This is a genomic window from Dyadobacter sp. AC419, from assembly GCF_979253085.1.
Genome location: NZ_CEEDCD010000030.1, coordinates 38488 through 60411, shown reverse-complemented (window position 1 = coordinate 60411; position 21924 = coordinate 38488). Strand labels below are relative to the sequence as shown.

General features: G+C 45.6%; 18 protein-coding genes and 1 pseudogene. 8 read left to right on the top strand and 11 right to left on the bottom strand.

Annotated features, from left to right (window positions below):
• Positions 1 to 5: 5 nt before the first annotated feature.
• On the bottom strand, positions 6 to 749 hold the full coding sequence (locus tag AC0IYG_RS29695; protein ID WP_471714665.1) for an NIPSNAP family protein: 744 nt from the start codon (positions 747 to 749) through the stop codon (positions 6 to 8).
• 152 nt (positions 750 to 901) lie between these two features.
• Positions 902 to 1933 carry a PorP/SprF family type IX secretion system membrane protein gene (locus tag AC0IYG_RS29690; protein WP_471714664.1) on the bottom strand — a complete coding sequence of 344 codons (1032 nt, stop codon included), beginning with the start codon at positions 1931 to 1933 and terminating at the stop codon, positions 902 to 904.
• A 294-nt stretch (positions 1934 to 2227) separates the two neighbouring features.
• On the opposite strand from AC0IYG_RS29690, the gene AC0IYG_RS29685 reads away from it, so the two are divergent.
• From AC0IYG_RS29685 to AC0IYG_RS29665, 5 genes are all read left to right on the top strand, one after another.
• Positions 2228 to 3406, top strand: coding sequence for a PKD domain-containing protein (locus tag AC0IYG_RS29685; protein WP_471714663.1), 1179 nt, complete (start codon positions 2228 to 2230; stop codon positions 3404 to 3406).
• Positions 3372 to 4049 (top strand): PKD domain-containing protein, encoded by a 678-nt coding sequence (locus AC0IYG_RS29680; RefSeq protein WP_471714662.1) that lies wholly within the window; start codon positions 3372 to 3374, stop codon positions 4047 to 4049. The genes AC0IYG_RS29685 and AC0IYG_RS29680 overlap by 35 nt, the downstream gene beginning before the upstream one ends.
• Positions 4050 to 4108: 59 nt before the next feature.
• Positions 4109 to 5074 carry a T9SS type B sorting domain-containing protein gene (locus tag AC0IYG_RS29675; RefSeq protein WP_471714661.1) on the top strand — a complete coding sequence of 322 codons (966 nt, stop codon included), beginning with the start codon at positions 4109 to 4111 and terminating at the stop codon, positions 5072 to 5074.
• A gap of 19 nt (positions 5075 to 5093) precedes the next feature.
• A complete protein-coding gene (gene ruvB, locus AC0IYG_RS29670; protein WP_471714660.1) occupies positions 5094 to 6119 on the top strand; it encodes a Holliday junction branch migration DNA helicase RuvB in 1026 nt (341 codons plus the stop codon).
• An 83-nt stretch (positions 6120 to 6202) separates the two neighbouring features.
• The gene (locus tag AC0IYG_RS29665) at positions 6203 to 6628 is read left to right on the top strand and encodes a (deoxy)nucleoside triphosphate pyrophosphohydrolase (protein ID WP_471714659.1); all 426 of its coding nucleotides are present in this window, start codon (positions 6203 to 6205) and stop codon (positions 6626 to 6628) included.
• On the opposite strand, the pseudogene AC0IYG_RS29660 reads toward AC0IYG_RS29665, so the two are convergent.
• A pseudogene (locus AC0IYG_RS29660) lies at positions 6611 to 7973 on the bottom strand (dihydroorotase). The gene AC0IYG_RS29665 and the pseudogene AC0IYG_RS29660 sit on opposite strands and share 18 nt — an antisense overlap.
• A 48-nt stretch (positions 7974 to 8021) precedes the next feature.
• On the opposite strand from AC0IYG_RS29660, the gene AC0IYG_RS29655 reads away from it, so the two are divergent.
• Positions 8022 to 8288, top strand: a complete 267-nt coding sequence (locus tag AC0IYG_RS29655; protein ID WP_471714658.1) for a hypothetical protein — start codon at positions 8022 to 8024, stop codon at positions 8286 to 8288.
• Between the two features lie 19 nt (positions 8289 to 8307).
• A complete protein-coding gene (locus AC0IYG_RS29650; protein WP_471714657.1) occupies positions 8308 to 8715 on the top strand; it encodes a ComF family protein in 408 nt (135 codons plus the stop codon).
• A 57-nt stretch (positions 8716 to 8772) separates the two neighbouring features.
• Here the strand turns inward: AC0IYG_RS29650 and AC0IYG_RS29645 are convergent, their stop codons facing one another.
• Both AC0IYG_RS29645 and mfd read right to left on the bottom strand, forming a co-directional pair.
• Positions 8773 to 10047 carry an SUMF1/EgtB/PvdO family nonheme iron enzyme gene (locus AC0IYG_RS29645; RefSeq protein WP_471714656.1) on the bottom strand — a complete coding sequence of 425 codons (1275 nt, stop codon included), beginning with the start codon at positions 10045 to 10047 and terminating at the stop codon, positions 8773 to 8775.
• A 105-nt stretch (positions 10048 to 10152) separates the two neighbouring features.
• Positions 10153 to 13506, bottom strand: a complete 3354-nt coding sequence (gene mfd / locus AC0IYG_RS29640; RefSeq protein WP_471714655.1) for a transcription-repair coupling factor — start codon at positions 13504 to 13506, stop codon at positions 10153 to 10155.
• Positions 13507 to 13744: 238 nt separating this feature from the next.
• On the opposite strand from mfd, the gene pnuC reads away from it, so the two are divergent.
• A complete protein-coding gene (gene pnuC, locus AC0IYG_RS29635) occupies positions 13745 to 14359 on the top strand; it encodes a nicotinamide riboside transporter PnuC (protein WP_471714654.1) in 615 nt (204 codons plus the stop codon).
• Here the strand turns inward: pnuC and AC0IYG_RS29630 are convergent.
• The 6 genes from AC0IYG_RS29630 to AC0IYG_RS29605 all read right to left on the bottom strand — a co-directional run bounded on the left by AC0IYG_RS29630 (position 14341) and on the right by AC0IYG_RS29605 (position 21879).
• Entirely contained in the window at positions 14341 to 14787 is a 447-nt protein-coding gene (locus AC0IYG_RS29630) for a barstar family protein (protein WP_471714653.1), read from the bottom strand. The genes pnuC and AC0IYG_RS29630 overlap by 19 nt on opposite strands.
• Before the next feature lie 57 nt (positions 14788 to 14844).
• Entirely contained in the window at positions 14845 to 16344 is a 1500-nt protein-coding gene (locus AC0IYG_RS29625) for a c-type cytochrome domain-containing protein (protein ID WP_471714652.1), read from the bottom strand.
• Positions 16345 to 16368: 24 nt separating this feature from the next.
• A complete protein-coding gene (gene rhaM, locus AC0IYG_RS29620) occupies positions 16369 to 16689 on the bottom strand; it encodes an L-rhamnose mutarotase (protein ID WP_471714651.1) in 321 nt (106 codons plus the stop codon).
• A gap of 32 nt (positions 16690 to 16721) precedes the next feature.
• Complete coding sequence (locus AC0IYG_RS29615) at positions 16722 to 18197, bottom strand: DUF1501 domain-containing protein (protein WP_471714650.1); 1476 nt, start codon at positions 18195 to 18197, stop codon at positions 16722 to 16724.
• Positions 18198 to 18234: 37 nt separating this feature from the next.
• Entirely contained in the window at positions 18235 to 20988 is a 2754-nt protein-coding gene (locus tag AC0IYG_RS29610; RefSeq protein WP_471714649.1) for a DUF1553 domain-containing protein, read from the bottom strand.
• 72 nt (positions 20989 to 21060) lie between these two features.
• Positions 21061 to 21879 carry a phytanoyl-CoA dioxygenase family protein gene (locus AC0IYG_RS29605; RefSeq protein WP_471714648.1) on the bottom strand — a complete coding sequence of 273 codons (819 nt, stop codon included), beginning with the start codon at positions 21877 to 21879 and terminating at the stop codon, positions 21061 to 21063.
• Positions 21880 to 21924: the final 45 nt, after the last annotated feature.

Sequence of the window (21924 nt, the reverse complement as noted above, 5' to 3'; positions counted from 1 at the left end):
CGGGATTAAATATCTGAGTAATCGGTTGGCGTTAAATAGAAGCTCGTGTTTTTGGACACATTGTTCTGATATTCAGGGTTCACTTTCAATTTATTCCATTCTGCATCAGCACCGAATGCTTTCCAATGCTCGTCACGGGAAGCTTTATTGTCGAAAGTGGTCATGTACATTAAATTAGGCTGATGACTGCCTGCGATCACTTCTGCATAAAATACTGCATTGAAGCCAAGGCGCTCAAAAAGAGGAACTTCACCACCGTCGTTGAACATTTTAACTTTGTTCTGATAAATTTTCTCCGTGTGGCCTTCGTAGCTGCGCAATTCATAAACTCGCTCCGACTTCGAGCCGGTTAATGCTGGCTTTTTGTGCATCGGCATGCCGGTAAATGCTTGCAAGACAATCGTTTCATAGCGGGCGTAAGGGGCATTTTTGTATTCTGCATCAATGTAGTCTTTGCCAGCAGAAGCGTAAGCCGCATCTTTTGCCAATGTTTTTGGCATATCCAGCAATTGTTCCAAAGATTTCAAGGGCGTGAAAACGTAAATCTGCTTTCCAGCCATTGTATCAGAGGCAACAGGCTTGAAAACACCCACATTCTTGATCCCGGCGCGGTGCATAGCCGGAATGTAAGCGTCTTTCAAATACGCTTCAACTCTGGCTTCCTGATCGGCGTTTTTGAGTTGATAAATTTTGATTTCGTAAAATTCTCTTTTCGGGGGAGCGGCAACGGCTGCGAACGCTACAGCCATAAATACGAGTAATAAGGTTTGGAATTTGAAACGGTTGTTCATGACAACTTATAAAAATTAAAATGGTGATTATTGTAGACAAAAAAGACGACGCTTCTTTTGCTCTACCCTAAATCACCATCAGAAGATTTAATTTTTATACGAAAACCGAATCAAAATTTCGGACACGAAAGCTGTCTTTTGCTGCTTTTGCTTCGTCTCGGTTTGGATTCAATCGGGTCAAAAACATAGGAAAGCGATATTTCGTGCGCTCCGCCGCTGCTTGCACCCAGTGTAGAAATGGTAAGGTCGTAACTGTAGCCGATCGAGAATTTATCCTGGCGATAACCGGCCAGAAAAACCAGCGATTCATGGTTATTGATGTTTTGCTCGTATTTTTTGAAAGGAATTCCCCGATACCAAACGCCCAAAACGAGCGGTTCGATCGTTGCGTAAAGTCCTGCGTCAAACTGATCGTATTTGCCTTGTTTTTTATACATAATGGCCGGTGAAATCGTCTTTTCTTTGTCAATTTCATTCCCCAGAAATGTATAACCTGCAAAAGGAATTCTTAAACCCGCCTGAAAACTGGTCTTAACAGGCAACCTTGCTTCTGAAACGGACGAGAATGCCTGATTAGGACGATTTAAATGGTGCGCCGAAATTCCAGCCCAATACCAATCCGAATAAAGCATTAACCCCGAACCGAAATCGGCATAATTCACATTAGGGCCGCCTTGCGCAAACGGATCTTCGGAAGGCGTGCCTGTGAGACCGCCGTTGTTATATTGATCACCAAATGTCAGTCCAAAATAATCGAGTTTTCTGGAAGCAAATCCGCCCTGGATTCCCAAACGGAGCGAAGTAACGTCATTCAACTGGATCTGATAAGAATATTGAAGTGCAATGTCAGTCGATTTGAGGTTACCCAAACCCTGGCTGTCCATTGTTACCAAAACGCCCAATCCGCTGTTATAATTAGGCAGAAAAACGTCTGCACCAATGGAAGTTGTAACAAAATTAGCGGATAATGATGGCCACTGGTTTCTGTAATTGATCGTCGCACGCGGCGCGAGCGCACCACCAGCCAAAGCGGGGTTCAGATAGAGTGGATTGGCATAAAATTGGGAAAACTGCGGGTCCTGGCTCCAACCTTTCAGGGAAAGCAGTGTCAGTACAAAAAGGAGAAGTAAACGCTTTGTCATATATATTTCTTATTGCCGCAATTATTATCTGCGGTGGAAAAACAAGCTCGAAAAAAATACAAAATTAAATTCACAAAATATCTTCAAATTGCGTATTAATATTCAAATTAGAGTGGTTTTTACGACATTACCGCACAAAATTTTAACATTTTATTTTCGTTAGTAATGTCAGGTAATCCGAATATTAATTGTGGTGGCGTGGGGTGTTTGAACTAGTAACGAAACATGGGGCGATTTTATAATAAGTATCAACAAATATTTTATTCAACATTTTTTCTGATACTGCTGACCACAGTGTGCGCGCACGCTCAAGGCTTCGTGGTGGATGGGCAATGTATGCAAAACCCGGATTGCGAAGCGGACTCGACCACATTTAGCGATACGCTCCGCACGGCCATTGCGTGGCAGTGGAGCTTTGGAGAAGGTGCTGCAACTGATACACGGCGCATTGCGCAACATTCTTACATGGCGCCTGGCTCTTATACAGTTACACTTTTAAGAACATTGAGAGGTGGCTCGCAGCAAACGGTTTCTCAGGTTGTGCAAATCGGTGAATTGCCTCCTGCCTTTCAGGAGTGGAAAACGGATACAACGATTTGTCCCGGCGATACATTAATCCTTGATCCTTACCCAAACGGCGCGCCGGACGGGGCAAGATTTGTGTGGTATCCCAAAGGCGACACGACGCAAACCTTAAATGTCGATAGTTCAGGCTGTTATTCCGTGGAAGTTATCTTGCCAAATGGATGTAAAATCCAGGATCGGATCAATGTGAAGATCTGTATGGAGCCTGCGAATCAGGAAGGAGCGAAATGGTTTTTTGGTGGAAATGCAGGTCTGGATTTTTCTAATACGCCGCCCACGCCGATCACCGACGGAAAGCTTAATACACCAGAAGGAACCTCATCCATAGCCAATTCCAAAGGTCAATTACTGTTTTATTCTGACGGGATAACGGTCTGGAATAAGAATGGCGACCCGATGCCCTGTTTTGAACAGCCCAATTGTCCGCCGCTGAAAGGAAGCCCGAATTCCACGCAATCCGTTCTCATTGTGCCTCAGCCTACTTGTAAGGGTTGCGAATATTTGTTCAACGTGTTTACAACTTCCGATATCAATGGCGAAAAGCTGCTGACCAAAAGCGTTGTGGATATGCGCCGGAACAATGGCCTAGGCGCGATCATTGAAACCAATACATTATTGCAGGAGCCTACGACCGAACGTATAGTGTCTGCCCGTAATGACCGCGACAGCACTTACTGGGTGATTTCTCACGATTACGGCACCAACAAATTCCGCATTTTCCACGCAACAACCGGCGGATTGGTAGAAAGCAGCGCTCCTGAATTGGGCATGAAGCACGACAGCCTGGGAAAAGCGGAAGGTTATATGAAATTCTCTTTCCCCCGACAGTGCCACCGGACAGCGCAGACTGGCGGTGATCATTCCGGGCCCTCCAAAAAATTATGTTGAATTATTCAGTTTCAATGATTCAACGGGCACATTAACCTATGATAAAACCGTGGATTTGGGAGCCGCGCCGCCCACAGCTTATGGAATTGAATTTTCTCCCACCGGGGAGAAAATGTACATTTCATTTTCGGGCGAAAACGGCACCAGCTCTTATTTAAAACAATACGACCTTACATTGCCCGACAGTTTGCTTACCGAAACAGCAATAACCATTGACAGTTCTGCTAACCGAAAGTTTGGAGCACTACAATTTGGACCGGATGGCCGGATTTACATGGCGATTGAAGGCAGTGACTATCTGGCCGTCATTGGCGAACCCGAAGGAAATTCGCTTACGGGCGTTGAATATGAGCGCGATGGTGTGAGTTTGGGCGGCAAAAAAAGTCAGTTAGGTTTGCCAAACATGGTTCAGGATTTCACGCAGGAATCATCCGGTCCTGGTTTTGAAGCAAGTGGTTTTTGTACAAATGAACCTACAACATTCGAAGCCAGCCCTATTTGCGACCCGATTGAAGACACTTATCAATGGGATTTCCTTGGAGACGGCAGCTTTACAGCGCCTTCAAAAGAACAAAAAGCGACTTACACCTATACAAAGCCTGGCACTTACATGGTGCGTATGCGTGCGACTCAACAAATGTAAAGACACTACAATTGTTCAGGAAGTCGTGATTTTCGAAACACCTCCACCAATTAATCTGGGTGCAGATAAAGATACCTGCGGTGCATTTTGTTCCTTTGGATATGGATGTGCAAGCCGAGGTTTATGCGTGGATCAACCGTGGAAGGGTTGTAGGACGTGGAAAAACTTATAATGCAACTGCAACAGGCCGTTACATTGCCGTTGCATTCAACGGTCCGCAAGGTGAATGTTTCTCTGCCGACACGATTGAAATCACCTTACGCCGCCCGCCGGCAGTGAGCATTGGACCGGACACAACATTATGCCGCGACAGTTCAATCGTTCTCACCGTGCCAAGCGAAAGATGGATTGAGTTCAACTGGAGCACCGGCGAAGACACCAGGGACATCACAGTTGGCCAGCCAGGATCTTATTTTGTAATCGTAAAAGACCGCAATGATTGCTACAACTCGGACACCATTCAGGTTGGCGAGCGGCCTTCACCGATCCTGAATCTCTTGCCTGAATATGCGATTTGCATTCCGGATGGTCAATCCGTTATTCTGGATGCAAACGGACAGGGAGTCCAATCTTACGAATGGCCGCATTCCGGCGACACGACGCGAACCGTGACTGTTGGCGCAGAGGGAAGTTACACGGTTATCGCCGTCAATAAAGAGGGTTGCTTTGCACAGCAAACCACCGAAGTTGTAGATCGTTGCGAGCCGAGATTTTTCATCCCGGATGCATTTACGCCAGATGGTGAAGGGCATAATGAGCAGCTGGATATTTTTGGAGCGTATTATACCAATTTCTCCATCCGCATCTATAACCGCTGGGGTGAAGTAATTTACGCTTCTACCAACATTGAAGACCGCTGGGACGGAACTTATAAAGGCCAGAAAGTGCAGCCGGGAGCATATCCTTATGCTGATCTCTTACGAAGCACTTTACTATCCCGAACGTGCCCCGACAGTGAAGCGCGGTTCGGTTATGATCATCCGATAAGCTTCTTTTTGCAGATTAAAACGAGTATTTTTGGTTAAGTTTATTTAGCCGATTATTATGCGTCAGGATTATTTGTCCGGAGATAAAGAAAATCTTTCCAATACAGAAAAGGAAATTGAGCGCGCATTGCGCCCGCTAACTTTTGACGATTTCACGGGTCAGGACAAAATTCTTGAAAACCTCAAAATCTTTGTTCAGGCTGCGCGTCAGCGTGGCGATGCGCTCGATCACGTATTGCTGCACGGACCTCCGGGACTTGGGAAGACAACATTATCAAACATTGTCGCCAACGAACTAGGAGCAGGAATCAAGATCACTTCCGGGCCCGTTCTTGACAAACCGAGTGACCTTGCCGGCTTGCTTACCAATTTGCAGGAACATGACGTTTTGTTTATCGACGAAATCCACCGGCTGAATCCCATTGTTGAAGAATATCTTTATTCAGCAATGGAGGATTATAAGATCGACATTATGCTCGATAGCGGCCCTAATGCCCGAAGCATTCAAATAGGATTAAATCCATTTACATTAATAGGCGCCACGACCCGGGCGGGAATGCTTACTTCACCTTTGCGCGCAAGATTTGGAATAAATGCACGTCTGGAATATTATGATGCGCAATTGCTATCGACAATTTTAAAACGCTCAGCAGCGATTTTGGGCACTCCGCTGGAAGAAGACGCAGCCTTCGAAATCGCTCGCAGAAGCCGCGGAACCCCGCGTATTGCAAACAATCTTTTGCGTCGGACACGTGACTTTGCGCAGGTGAAAGGCAACGGACGTGTTACAGTTGAAATCGCAGAAATCGCATTGCTGGCCCTGGACGTGGATCAAAACGGACTTGACGAAATGGATAACCGGATTCTTTCGACGATCATTAACAAATTCAAAGGCGGCCCCGTCGGCATTTCGACCATTGCGACTGCGTGCGGCGAGGAAGCGGAGACGATTGAAGAAGTATATGAACCGTTCCTGATCAAGGAAGGATATATGAAGCGGACTTCGCGCGGGCGAGAAGTTACTGAGAAGGCTTACAAGCACTTAGGGATTTTGCCAACTTACAGATCGGGGGAGCTTTTCTGAAATTGTACTCCACGAAGTTTTAAGAATTAATCGCTTATTAACATTCAATGTAGTATTTTTGCGGTAAATTACTAACCGCCTCTATGATTGAAGTACTGGTTTCCGAAAAATTGGTTGTGAGAGTGCCCTGTGCTGTGATTGAACATAATGGAAAAGTACTGGCTGGACAACGTAGCGCTGCATTATCATTCCCTCTGCAATGGGAGTTTCCCGGCGGCAAGCTTGAAAAAGGCGAAACAGACGAAGAAGCGCTGGCCCGCGAAATAAAAGAAGAGCTTGACGTTGAAATTGAGATACTTAACAAACTGCCCGAGACGTCAAAAGATCAGGGCTGGCGTGAGATTATCCTCGTTCCTTTCGTTTGCACGCTCAAAACACTCAACATTACGTTGTCCGAGCACGAGCAAATTTTATGGCTTTCGCCCGGCCAGCTCCCAACATTGGACTGGACCGAAGCAGACCTGAATGTGATCGAGAATTACTATCAATATTTAGCGGCTAAAATGTAACCGCTGTCCTTTCACTTCTTCATTAAACTTCCCGTTTTCATAAACCAGGTTTCCCGACACGAATGTGTGCGTTACGTTAGACTGGAAATTAACTCCCTCAAATGGCGACCAGCCACATTTTGAATAAATATTACTGGGTTCAACCCTTGTTTGCACATTCGTATCCACAAGGATCAGATCTGCCCAGTAACCCTCCCGAATGTATCCCCTATCCTTGATTTGAAATAAATCAGCAACGGCGTGGCTCATTTTCTCAACAATTCTTTCTATTGAAATTTTGCCCGTTTTATTCAATTCCAGCATTACATTCAATGTATGCTGCACCAAAGGCAAGCCCGAAGGCGCCTGCCAGTAACCTTGTGCTTTTTCTTCAATCGTATGCGGCGCATGGTCTGTTGCAATCACATCAATACGGTTGTCGAGCACCGCTTGCAAAATCGCTTCCTTATGATGCGGCGCCTTAATTGCCGGGTTACATTTGATTTTGTTTCCAAGCGTATGATAATCTTCTGCATCAAACCATAAATGATGCACGCAGGCCTCGGCCGTAACTAATTTCGGCCTTCCATCACTGAGCAAAATCTGACCATTTTTCCGGATTCCCGGCTCAAAAAGGATAACTTCATCGCCGGTGGAAATGTGCAGAATATGCAACTTCGTGCCATGCTTATGCGCAAGTCCGCTGGCAAATGTGGATGATTTCAAACAAGCTTCTTCATTCCTGATCAATGCGTGAATGTTGTAGTTCACATTCTCACCGTATTTCTCCTTGAAATGCTCCATCCGCTGACGGACCGTTGGCTCATCCTCACAGTGCGTGGCAATGATGCACGGTGCATTTGCAAATATTTTTTCCAAAACCTCCGGCGCATCCACGAGCATATTGCCAGTTGAAGACCCCATAAAGATCTTGATCCCGCAAACTTCTGCGGGATTCGTCTTCATCACTTCCTCATAATTATCATTGGAAGCACCCATGAAGAAGGAATAGTTGGCCAGAGAAGTGTCCGCTCCAATCTTGTATTTATCAGCCAGCAACTCCTGCGTAAGTGTGTTAGGAACCGTATTTGGCATTTCCATGAACGACGTTACGCCGCCTGCAACCGCTGCTTTGGATTCTGTGTAAATGTTGGCCTTATAAGTCAATCCAGGCTCCCGGAAATGCACCTGATCGTCGATTACTCCCGGCATCAGATATTGTCCTTTTTGCATCAATGACCCGGTCCGCCGCAACGTGCTGTAAATCTTTTCCGATCCGCTGAATGTGACCATTTTCAATTATTACGTCAAAGTCATTGATCTCATTCTCATTTACAACTTGTGCATTTACGATCAGCGTGGTCATTCGGGGTAGATTTTGATGTGGTGCAAAGTTATTTTAAAACCTGTAATAATGAATCTGAAAATTTTTTTAAGTGATTTTACCGATCTGATTTTCCCAAGATGTTGCGAAGCCTGCGGTTGCTCGCTTGTTGGCAATGAAGCCACGATCTGCACTTCCTGCATTGTTTCGTTGCCCAGAATCCAGCCTGATGGTTTACAGCAGGATGTTATTCGCTATAAGTTTGTCAATGTGCCCGAAGTGAAATTGACACATTCTTTTCTGCTTTTTACCAAAAAAGGAAAAGTCCAGCGGCTCTTGCAATGCTCTGAAGTATAAGGGAAATAAGGAAGTCGGATTGCTGCTAGGATTTATGTTCGGACAGGAAATGATGGCGGCCGGAATGCTTCCTGATGCGGAACTGATCCTTAGCGTGCCTTTGCACAAAAAGAAACAGAAAATAAGAGGCTATAACCAAAGCGATATGCTGGCGGAAGGCTTCTCAAACGCAACCGGCATTCCATGGTCAGCAACTATTTTGGAAAGAATTAAACACACGGCAACGCAAACCGGAAAAAGCAAAATTGCAAGGCGGGAAAATGTTAAAGGCGTCTTTGCGGTTAAAGGCAACATCAACCAAAAAAGCGTCATTATTATAGATGATGTTTTAACAACCGGCGCCACATTGGAAGAATGCGTCCAAACATTAAAACAAGCAGGCTGCGAATCCTTCACTATTCTAACCATTGCACTGGCTGAACATTAAAAAAGGCGCTGCTCAATGAGCAGCGCCTTCCTAAAATCTTATAATCCTAAAATCCTATTATTCTTTGTGACTTCCCGTAGCGATCATCGCGCAACGGAAACCAACCATTGCAGTAGCTGAATCCTGATCCATGTAGCGACGTGTTCCTGGTGAAAGCCAATATGCAACGTCTGACCATGAACCGCCTTTATAAACTCTCAAATTGTCGCTTACCAATGAGTTAGCATTCTTGCTGTCATAGTTTTTCGCCTCATCCTGATATCCATCGCGACGGAAAGAGTTCAAGTCATTTACATCACTGTTTGAAAGCGGACGATAAACGTCATAAACCCATTCGCTAACGTTTCCAGCCATATCGTACAAGCCAACGTCATTTGCTGGATATGAACGAATTTCTTGTGTAATGATCGCTCCGTCATTGGATTTACCAGCAATACCCGCGTAGTCACCTGGACCACGTTTGAAGTTTGCAAGCATTGTTCCCTGCTTACGGCCACGTGGCTGACGCATTGTAGAACCGTCCCATGGATAAATTCTTTGGTTCGACTGGTTTTCATCAGAATATTGTGTTCCAATCATCGCCATCGCTGCGTATTCAAATTCTGCTTCTGTTGGAAGACGGTAAGGAGGCATTACGTAACCACTTTCAATTCTAAGTTGTGGTGCTGCTGCTGTTTCTGTTGTAGCAACTGCTGCATCTGCTGCCGCTGCATCTTTTTTCTTCTTGCCGAAAGAGAAACCTTTTTTCTTCTTGCCACTTGCTGCTGCTTGTCCGGCCGTATTGTTAGCCTGACTTACCGCTGCTGTTCTCCAAGCGCAATAATCATTTGCCTGAACCCATGAAACACCCACAACCGGATACAAACGGAATCCTGGGTGACGCAAATACATGGTTACATATGAATCGTTGAATGATAATTCATTGTACCAAACGTTGGTATCAGGTAATGCTTTACTGTAAAATTCTTCAGATGAATCTCTTTGAACTGCGTTTAGATATTCAAGATAGTGGACGTTTGCCACCTCTGTCTGGTCCATATAAAAGGATTGGATGCTGACAGTACGTTTTGGATTATCCCGTCTGCTCATCACCTCTTCCTCCAAAGAACCCATTGTAAACCGGCCACCCTCTATATAAACAAGGTCGGGGCCTGCTGGCAATGCTTTGTACTGTTTAACCTCAAATCCGTCTTTGCCATTGTAAGCCAAACCCGTTTTAGAGCTTGTTTTACCAGGTTTAAGACTGGTTGGTCGTTTCTTTTTACTACAGGCAGTAGCCGCTAATAACACAATCAGAATCAACGCGATCGACCGGATACCCATCTTATGCATGCAAATCATTGCTTTAAAGTGACTTAAGTGTTTGGTATTTTTATAGTATGCGAAATCGCAAATGTAAGAAATGAAAAGAAATTATTTTTAAAAATCAATTATTGGTCACATTGACCCGGTCATCTCCATCAGAACCTTTCTGGCTTGTTCAATGCTTTTAATGTCTTCACAAATGAGCATTAACTTGCCTTTCTGGTCTTTTAAAGCAATTTTCTTGGGATGTTGTTTAATGTAATCAATCACCATTCCGAACTTCGGAGACTGAAAGAATTCGTCGTTCTGCGAAGTAACGAAGTAGCCTTTCAATGTATTGCTTTTCAAAGTTAATTTTTCGAAGTGCAAAAGCTCTGCTTCCCAGCGCAATCGCACCGTTTTCAACAAATCGCCAACCTCTGCCGGAACGGGTCCGAATCTGTCCAGAATCTCCTGTTCAAATTTAGCCAGCTCTTCTTCGGTCGAAATATTGTCAAGGCGGGTATATAACGACAATCTTTCTGAAATATTTTTGACATAATCATCCGGAATCAATGTCGCGAAATCCGTCTCGATCTGGCAATCCGGAACCAGTTTGGAAGGCAGACCTAATGCAGTCGAGAACAGGTCTTTAAACTCATTATTTTTCAATTCAGAAACGGCTTCATCCAGCATTTTGTGATACAATTCATAACCCAGATCATTCACAAAACCGCTCTGCTCAGCACCCAGCAAGTTTCCTGCACCGCGAATGTCCAAATCGCGCATGGCGACTTTAAAGCCATCTCCAAGTTCAGAAAACTCTTCCAATGTCTGCAAACGCTTCCGAGAATCGCTCGCTAATGTTGACACAGAAGGGGTTAACAGATAACAGAAGGCCTTCCGATTGGAACGTCCGACACGCCCGCGCATTTGGTGCAAGTCGGACAAACCGAACATATGCGCCGAATTGATAATGATCGTGTTCGCATTCGCAATGTCAATTCCCGACTCAATAATGTTGGTCGAAACCAGCACATCATATTCGCCTTCAATGAAATTGACCATCACTTTTTCCAACTTATCACCGTCCATTTGCCCATGCGCGATCCCTATGCGCACGTCAGGAACGAGGCGTAACACAATGTTGGCAATGGATTCAATGTCGTTAACCCGGTTGTGAACAAAGAAAACCTGTCCGCCGCGCTGCACTTCAAAGCTGATTGCATCCCGTATAAATTCTTCACTGAATGTATGCACTTCCGTTGTAACCGGCTGACGGTTAGGCGGCGGCGTGGCGATAACCGAAAGGTCACGCGCGCCCATGAGTGAGAAATGCAATGTTCTTGGAATAGGCGTCGCCGTCAATGTCAAAACGTCCACATTCACTCGCATTTCCTTTAACCGATCCTTCGCTTTTACACCAAATTTCTGCTCTTCATCGACGATCAGCAAACCCAGATCTTTAAATTTCACATCCTTATTCAGAATGCGGTGTGTTCCTATTAATATGTCAATTTTGCCTTCCTCAGCTTGTTTCAGCGTTTCCTTGATCTCTTTGGGAGATTTGAAACGGTTGATATAACCCACTTTCGCCGGAAAATCGCCCAATCGCTCGCTGAATGTCTTGAAATGCTGCATCGCCAAAATGGTCGTCGGCACCAGCACAGCAACTTGCTTGCTGTCACAAACTGCCTTGAATGCTGCGCGGATTGCGATTTCAGTTTTACCAAAACCCACATCCCCGCACACCAGCCGGTCCATCGGATGCGCTTTTTCCATATCCTCTTTTACATTGGCAGTCGCCGTTGCCTGATCGGGCGTATCTTCATATAAGAATGACGATTCGAGCTCAGCCTGCATATAATTGTCGGGCGAAAACGGGAATCCCGGCGCTTGGCGACGTTTTGCATACAATGCGATGAGCTCGTGCGCAATGTCTTTAAGCTGCTTCTTAACCTTTGATTTTTTGGCTTCCCATTCGCCTGAGCCCAACTTGCTCATGGCGGGCGGTGTGCCCTCCTTGCCTGTGTATTTCGCGATTTTGTGCAGGTTATGCACACTCACATAAAGCAGATCATTGTCCCGATATATAAGCCGGATTGCTTCCTGCTCCTTACCATTGACATCCTTCCGCTCCATGCCAGCAAATCGTCCAATTCCATAATCCACGTGCGTCACAAAATCGCCGGGATGCAGGGATTTCAGCTCTTTGAGCGTGATTGCCTTTGATTTGCTAAATTTTTCTTTGAGCCGATATTTATGAAAACGGGCGAAGATCTGGTGATCCGTGTAACAAGCGACCTTCATATTATCATCTACAAATCCCTCACGCAACGAAATGTGCATCGGACGGAATTTCACGAACGGATCAAGATCTTCAAAGATTCTTTCGAGGCGATCGAGCTGTTTGGGCTGCTCGGCAACGATAATGTTGACATAGCCTTTTGCCTGATTATCAGACAGATCGTCCAGCAATCTTTTAAAGTCCTTGTTAAATGAAGGTTGTGGTTTTGAAGAATATGGAAGCTTGCTTTCTGTTTTAAAATAGCCCTTTTTACCAAATTCAACAGTTTTGAACTTCTTAACCTGGTTCAAAAATCCCCTGCGCGTTTCGAAAAGATCCTGCGGATTGGAAACGATCTGAATGCCGCCGCCGGTCACTTCCTGCAATGCTTTTTCTGCTTTTTCAAAACAATTTTCAATCACTTCCAAAGTCAGTTCTGCGTCTTTAAACCACAAAACGGTGTCTGGCGCAAAGAAATTGAGAAACGATTCGCGGGTTTCGTGCGAGAGCTTTTGCTGAATGTCCGGCACAATGTTAATCTGCTTCGCAGTTTCTAGCGAAAGCTGTGTGTCGGGGTCAAATGAACGAATGCTTTCAACTTCATCGCCAAAAAGCTCGATCCGGAAAGGATGCTCGCTGGCGAATGAAAACACGTCCAATATCCCCCCACGAACCGAAAACTGCCCTGCTTCGAAAACAAAGTCCGTGATTTCAAATCCATAACTTGTCAGGAATTCCGTCAGAAACGAAGGATCAAGCTTTTCGCCAACCTTCACGGAGAATGTGTTGGCTTTCAGCGACCGTTTGTTAATCACTTTTTCAAACAATGCTTCGGGATATGTAACAATTTGCGTAGCGACAGATTTGCTTGCACTCAGCTTGTTAAGAATCTCGCCGCGCATCAGCACGTTGGCATTATCAACCTCTTCGTAATGATAAGGCCGCTTATAGGAAGTCGGGTAAAACAAAACTTCCGTTTTACCGATCAGATTCTGCAAATCGTTTTGAAAATAGGCCGCCTCTTCCCTGTCGCTCAATACGTAAACCGCCGGCCCTTTCTTTTTTTCCTGAACGGATGCAGCCACAACCGCATCCAGGCTTCCTACCAATCCTTTGATCTGAACATGCGCCGCTTCGGGATCTTTCGAGGCAATTTGTGTACTCAGGACGTCAAGGTAACTGTCTCCCTTGTACAGTGTTAGTAAGTCTTTAACTTCCAATTATGTATAGTAATAAAGCGTAATTCGCTATGTGAATACAAATGCAAAAAGCCGTTTCAGGATTTTCCCTGACCGGCATTTTATATAACAACGGATTGGTACAAAATGTTTGCCAAAGAAACTGCCGTGTTATTCTGTCACAAAAATAGCTTGAAACGCAGAATACGGCAAATTACAAAATTGTTAATCGGACAGTAGCTGATATATTTAGCCGAATAATCCTTGAAAGCATGAAATTATGACCGATTGGCTCAATCAAACCATTTCTTTGGCGGGCATTGCCACCACGTGGCTTGAAATACTGGGCTTCATCACCGGGGCGATCTGCGTTTATTTGAATACGCAGCAGAATGTCTGGGGATGGTTTTTCGGGATCATTAATGCAGTGCTTTACGCGATTGTTTTCTGGCAGGTCAGACTTTATGCGGATACGGGTTTGCAGGGCTATTATTTCCTGACGAGCATTTACGGCTGGTGGATGTGGAAATTTGGCGGGAAAAATCATGACGGGATCAGCGTAACGCGCACGCCAGCCCGCATGTATCCTATTTTCGGACTTGTGTTTCTTGTTATAACCGCGTCCTGGGGATTTTTATTGGGAAAGTTCACGGATGCAAGTCTGACTTATGCTGACTCAGCATTAACGATCGCGAGCCTGATCGGGCAGTGGATGATGGCGCGTAAATATTTGGAAAACTGGATCTTATGGATTATTGCGGACGCATGCTATGTGGTCATGTATTTTTACAAAGACCTGCATTTGACCGCCATATTATATGCTGTTTTTCTTGCGCTCGCCGTCGCCGGTTATGTGCAGTGGAAACGCGATGTGACTCAGCTCAGAACCCAGTAAGGAATTTCCTGTTCTTCCAGCAATGTCCTGATGCGTTCCGAATCATGGAAAATGATTTGCAATTCCTTTTTTGGAATGCCTTCTTCCTCTTCATCCATCCATTTCCAGTCCTCGGCGGTTGCATCCAGAATGTCGATCACAGAAAGCAATTTTTCTTCTGATTTCTCCTTAGCAAGCCATTCAGCGGAGTTGTCAATGTAAATGATGACCTTTTGTTCTTTGATCCATTCCAGATCATTGAGCAAATCGTCAAGCGCATCCAGGTTTTTCCCGTCGTGTTCGGGAAAATGCATGGCCGTTGAAATTTCTTCGTAAAATTCTTTGAGCGAAGTTGCCTTGCGGCCATCAATGTGCGCAATGAAAGCGCCCAGGAAAAGGGTCTTAACATCCGACTGCTCCTTGGCAATCAGGAAGTGTGTGTTCTTCATATTTTTTGGCGGATTACAACGCTGCAAGTTAAAAAAATTTACTTTGCAACACGGCAATTATGGCACCTTTGATTTTGCATTAATCGCCGTAGAATCACCCGCTTTCAAAAATTCAGCAACAGCTTCTTTATCAAAACCATTTACAACCATTAATTGAGGATATTTCTTAATCACTTCACGCACAGCCGTATCCGTTACTGCCGACTGCCAAACGTAAACAGAGCGAAGCCGCTTAAATGTGGCCACTTCTTTCAAACCCGTATCACCGACTTTCGTATCCACCAGATTAATGTATTCCAATAAAGGCAGGTTTTTGAGATTTGCAATGCCCGCATCCGAGACATTTGTATGCTCCAAATGCAGCTTGTTCAGATTCTTAAACTTGGGCATTTCTTTCAATGCGGCGTCCGTTATTTTGGTGTCGCCGAGTTTGAGCCAGGCAATTTGCTGTGCAACGGGCGCAAGCAAGGCCATATCCTTATCCGCAAAGTTGGGTGCATTTACTGCGCTCACTTCCAGCAGGTTTTGATCTTGTGCCAAAGCATTTACGATCAAGCCGGCCTTTCTTAAAGCATCCAGATCCTTTTCGTTGGCAGCAGGCACTTTTATGTTTTGAATGGCTGATACATTAATTTTTGCCACTGCATTTCCTCCGAAAGTCGTCCCTAATGCTGCCAGAGCGGGTTTTACCTGCTCAGAAACAGTGAGTTCCGAGACTTTTTTATCGGCAGGCGCTCCCTGGTCGATCCACCAGGAAAGCAATGTAATCTGATCCGGCGTTAACTGTGGTTTGCCTTTTGGGGGCATGTGATCGTCGTCATTTTCAGGAAGAAGGCAGCGTTTGAGCATATCGCTTTCCGCGCTTTTTCCGGCTACAAATGCAGGTCCGCCTTCACCGCCTTTTATCAACAATGCAAGCTGATCCATGCGCAAATCGCCTTTTTGCTTGCTTTCATTATGACATTGCACGCAACGCATTTGTAAGATCGGTTGCACAACATCTTTGTAAACCAATGCATTATTGACATCAGCGAGCGGTTTTATTTCTGTAACTGTCTCTTGCGCGGGCGACATTCCAGCGAGGCTTCGGAATGGTTCGGGTGTATATTGGGTCAAATAATCTTCGCCATGCGTCAGCGAGCCGCCGTGATGCCCGGCTGACAGCAATAATATGGTTGCAATGCTAAATGCAGGCACATATATCATCGCACTGAAAGGAATTATTTTCTGAAAACGATCGGATTTTACGAGCCACGCAATCCAGGCAAACACTGCCACGCCTATGCCCTGCCACATATGATCGCTCAGCAGTTCTGCGTCATAACCGCCGCCTAGCGACAGCAAATAACCCGCAATGCAAGCAATGGTGGCACTTACCGCAGACCAAAACAGAATAAAAGAAATTGTGGATTCACTAACTGCAACCTTTCCCGTGCGGCGACCGATTTCGAGCAGTGCCGCAACCAGCAAAAATCCGATGGGCAAATGCACCAGCACCGGATGAAACCTTCCAATAAAAAGAGCCCAGGACGACGCCTGTAAAAGGATTTGCAGCATGGAGGGTTAAGGATTTGAACTAAATTATAATCGGAAAACCTCCGGGCAAGCGACTGTTTTTGGCGAATTATCATCATTAACCTCCATCAGATCAGCCATATAATCCCACCATTTTTTCATGATTGGTAAAGACGCAAGGCCTGCGGTCTGATCATTGCTTCCGATTTTTTGGAATGCAAAAAGAGCCAATGTGACCTCATCCAGAAAAATATAATACTCCTTAATGCCCGCATTTTTGAGCAATTCAGCCAGTTCCGGCCATATTTCATCGTGGCGTTTTTTGTATTCTGTCTCGTTGCCCGGTTTTAACTGCATCCGGAATGCTGAAATCTTATCCTGCTCCATGAAGGCGCGTTTATGTAAATTGAACTCTAATTTTAAGCGATAACTTGCTTGATAACCTTGCCTTCTGTGTCTGTTAACCTGAAATTTCTTCCCTGAAAAGGATAGGTAAATTTTTCATGATCAAAGCCCATCAAATGTAGAATAGTGGCCTGTAAATCATGGACATGCACGCGATCTTTGACGCCATAGTAACCCAATTCGTCGGTTTCGCCATGGGTGTAACCCTGCTTAACGCCGCCGCCAGCCATCCACATCGTGTAAGCATCCAAATGGTGATCCCTACCCATATAAGGCATAACCAATCCATTCCGGTTTTCCTGCATAGGCGTCCTGCCAAACTCCGCGCCCCAGACAATCAATGTTTCTTCCAAAAGTCCGCGCATTTTCAGATCCTGAATCAGCGCAGCAATCGGTTTGTCCGAAAGCTGACATTTATTTCTCAATCCGCCTTCGACATTATCGCCCGCAGACGTGCCGTGACCGTCCCAGCCCCAATCGAAAAGCTGCACAAAACGCACATCGTTTTCAATTAACTTTCTGGCTAGCAGACAGTTCATCGCAAAAGTGCCTTCACCGGCCTTCACGCCATACATATCAAGAATAAACTGCGGCTCTTTGGAAACGTCCATCACTTCAGGCACAGACATTTGCATGCGAAAGGCCATTTCATACTGACTAATCCGCGTCAGGATTTCCGGGTCCTGAACGTCTTCGTAAGTCTGTTTATTGATCTCATTGATGGCTTCAATGGTTTGCTTGCGCATATTTCGGTTCATGCCATTGGGATCGGTCACATATAACACTGGATCGCCGCCTGTGCGACACTGAACTCCCTGATAAACAGATGGTAGGAAACCAGAACCGTAAACACTTTTGCCCGCATCAGGCTGTCTTCCTCCCGATGCAAGCACGATAAATCCGGGCAGATTCTGGTTTTCAGAACCCAGTCCGTACACCGCCCAGGCACCGAGGCTCGGCCTGCCCAATCGTGCACTTCCCGTGTGCAGGAGCAATTGCGCAGGTGCGTGGTTAAACTGGTCCGTATGCATGGCTTTAAGAAATGTAATCTCATCCGCAACAGTCTGCAAATAAGGAACATAGTCAGACATCCATGCGCCGGATTGTCCATATTGGTTAAATTTCCCTTGCGGTCCCAGCATTTTGGGAACACCCTGGATAAAGGCAAATTTCTTCCCTTCCAGAAACTCGGCAGGACAATCTTTGCCGTGATATTTTTCCAGTTCAGGCTTATAATCAAACAGTTCGAGCTGAGACGGCGCGCCGGCCATGTGAATGTAAATCACGCGCTTGGCTTTTGGCGCAAATTGCGGAATGCGCGCAGCAGCGGCTTGCGGTGCGGCGGCGGTGTTGCTGGATGAACTTCCACAAGAACTCAGCAAAGAGCCAAGCCCCAATGCTCCCAATCCAAATCCGGCGGATTGCAGGAAATGGCGCCGGGTCTGGCGATGCAAATCAGCATATTGCAGTTCTTCTAATAGTGTCTTCATCTTTATATTTACCCCGGGCTGAGGCCCGGGCAAGGATTTATTCTTTTGTTACAACATTGTCTAGATTCAGCAGCACATTGGCTGAAATTGTCAGTGCAGCGAGTTCGGGCGATTTTTCTTTGCCATAAACCAGAATGCTGTCCACTTCCGATGGCTTGTTTTTGTAAGTTGTTAGTGCCTCGTTGTAAATTTTAACCAGCACATTCAGACTTTTTTGTTCAATCGGCTGGAATGTCAGCAGCTTATAACCCTCCCGCAATTGCTGCTCAGGCGTTTTTCCTCTTTGTTTCATCTTAGACGCCAGTTTTTCCGCAGCTTCGAGATAAACCGGATCATTTAACGTGACCAAAGCCTGCAAAGGTGTGTTGGTCAAAATTCTCCTGGACTGACAAAATTCCCGGCTAGGCGCATCAAATGTGGTCATTGAAGGATATGGAGCCGTTCTTTTCCAATAAGTGTAAACCCCGCGACGATAACGGTCCTCGCCTTCGCTTACCACCCAACTTTCTCCGCTGTAAGGCGATTGCCAGATTTTGTCCGGCTGCGGCGGCATTACACTTGGCCCATACATTTTATCAGAAATCAATCCGCTGCACGCCAATGCCTGATCCCGAACCTGTTCTGCACTCAGCCGCACGCGCGGCCCTCTTGAAATCCAGACATTATAAGGGTCTTTCTCAATTTTCTCTTTATCCGATCGTGAGCTTTGCCGGTAAGTTGCCGACATAACCATGGTTTTCAAAAGCTTTTTCACGCTCCACTCATCTTTTTCCATGAATTCAACGGCCAGCCAATCAAGGAGTTCCGGATGCGAAGGCTCGCTTCCCTGCGAACCGAAATCTTCAACGGTTTCAACAATTCCTCTGCCAAAAAGCTGCTCCCAAAAACGGTTTACGATCACCCGGCCAGTCAGCGCATTTTCCCGGCTTACAATCCATTTTGCCAATCCAAGCCTGTTTTTCGGATATTCTTTGGGCATGCCTGCAAGCAATTTTGGCACATCCGGCTTCACTTCTGCACCCTTAACCATCCAGTTTCCTCTTACAAAAACATTGGTTTTTCGGGCAAAGTCATCCTTTCCTTCCCAAATGATCGGCATGCTTTCTGTCGAATGGGTTAACGCAGTTGCATAATCTGCAACCACATTCTTGTAACCTTCCTGGTCCGCTCCGGGCAATGCCTTTTGAAACGAAACCCATGTTATGCGCACCCATTCTTCCGGCTTTGTCGGACTGGTTAAGGAAAGAAAAACGTCGTGTTTCCCCGAAACGGGTGTTATAGGCGCAATGATGACAGAGTCGCGAACAGGAACATTAATGCTTGAAATAATGGGTCCGTCCAGTTTGTCGAGATGTAATTTCAATGTCGCATTTTCCGCTTTTGTCGACACATTCATTACAACGCTGCCCGCATTGGTCAGATTAACCTGAGAAATCTTAGCATTTCCCTTGTCTTTAACACCATAATAAGAAATCAGCAAGACCGTCGACTGGTCGCCTTTCACAAAATTATGCGCATTGATTTTCGGCTCTATAACCCGCATAAATTGCATCACTTCCGGCACTTGATCGGGATTATATTGCTTAATCCAATCCTTTACACGCTCCACCCGCGCAGAATCTTCACCTTTATAAAATCTCAACTTTGGCCATTCGTCCCAGACGTCCTCATCCCGTGCATTGTTAAAAAACGCCATGTATTTATAGTAATCTTCATGCGGAATGGGGTCGTAAGGATGGCTGTGACATTGAATGCAAGCGAATGTTGTTCCCTGCCAAACTTCCCAGGTTGTGTTCACCCGATCAATCTGAGCCGCGGTACGAAACTCTTCGTCGTCTGTTCCACCCTCATTATTTGTCATCGTATTGCGGTGAAAACCAGTTGCTATCAGATTTTTCTGATCTGGAAATCCATCATTCCGGCCTGGGAGCAAATCGCCAGCCAATTGTTCAATGGTGAACTGGTCAAATGGCTTATCCTCATTGAATGACTTCACAACATAATCACGATAACGCCACATGGTGCGACCGCCATCGCTTTCATAACCTTTTGTATCAGCATAACGCGCAAGATCCATCCACATCGAAGTCCATTTTTCTCCGTAAGCGGGAGATTGGAGCAGCTTATCGACGACCTTTTCGTAAGCGTTTTCTGATTTGTCGTTCTTGAAATCTTCAACTTGTTTTTCTGTCGGTGGGAGACCGGTGAGGTCCAGACTGACTCTTCTGATCAATGTAGCACGATCCGCCTCGGGCGAGGCAGCGAGATTTTCCTCTTTTAACTTTTTCAGGACAAAATGGTCAATTTCATTTTTAGCCCATTTTTTATCTCCCGTTTCAAGAAGTCCGAAAAGATTCGTAATGCTATTTAATGATGGGACTTCGGGTCTTTCAATGCGTTTGTAGGACCAATGTTTTTCCCAATTTGCACCTTCATCAATCCATTTTTTGAGTGTCCCAATTTCATTATCATTCAGCGGTGTCCCATTTTTAGGCATGCGCTCTTCCGGATCGTCACTCAAAATGCGTTTGATCATTTCACTAGCGTCCGCATCTCCTCTTACCACCGGAATTTTCCCTGATTTGCCCGGTTCAAGCATTTCATGTTCAAACAAAAAGCTGACGTCGCCAGCCTTTTTTACGCCGCCATGACAGCCCATGCAATGTTTATTCAGAATAGGCTTGACCTCGGTGTTGTAGTCCACTTTTTTCCCAAACCAACCCGAAGACCACGTCAGGGAAACCAAAATCACCGCCAATGCGCTCACGATTATTAAAATCCTGCTACTCATGAATGGTTATAATGTAGTCAAATGCAGTTTTCCCCTAGAAAGAGAATCGGCCAAGAAGTTACCTTTAAAAAATCAGAGGATCAAGGGATTAAGGGGAGAATTTAATGTGCTTCCCGCTGACTGGCCGCACATCCAACGCTGGCGATCGGCTTCCTGGTGCTTATTTTTGGGTTCGGTAACTTTGGCGCCGTCGGCTATAAAAATGACCGTCATCACCTCCCGCATGGTTTCTGCGGATTTATTTCCTGGTGCTGAATGCAGCGTCCAGCCATAATGCCAGGTGGCATCTCCTGCGTTCATCGTTTGTGCACGACTAATTTTAAATCCTTTATCCTGGATAAATTTTTCCAGCATGGCTTCCGATTCATCCGAGATCGGAACATTTTCCACAAATCCGGCCTGATGTGAACCCGAAGCGAATGTTAACATGCCCATATCCACATCAATGTCTATCAGCGGCATCCACATTGTAATCGTGTTGCTGGTGTCGATCGGCCAGTAATATTGGTCCTGGTGCCACGGCGTAAATCCACCGCCAGGCTCCTTGTACAGAGCCTGGTCGTGGTAAATTCTGACATTGTCTGCTCCCAGCAAGTCCGCAGCGATTTTACCAAAACGCTTGGCCAAAGAATATGCTTTCACATTTTCATCGACTTCCCAGAGATTTGTAATCTGCAAAAAAGCCTTTCCATACGTGTCGCGATCTTCGAGCTTGCGTTTTTCAGTGTTGAATTCCACAGCTGCTTTGTTGATAACCTCCCGATAATGCGGAATTTCCGAGTTATTGAGCACGCCTTTAATTAATATGTGGCCGTTTTCTCGGAAGCTTTCAATGTCAGCGCTGGGAATTTCCTTAAAACCAGCCAGGTCAGGAGCAGTTAAGGTTGCCATAAATTTTGAAGAGTTTAGGAATAATCAACCCCAAATTTCGGTGGT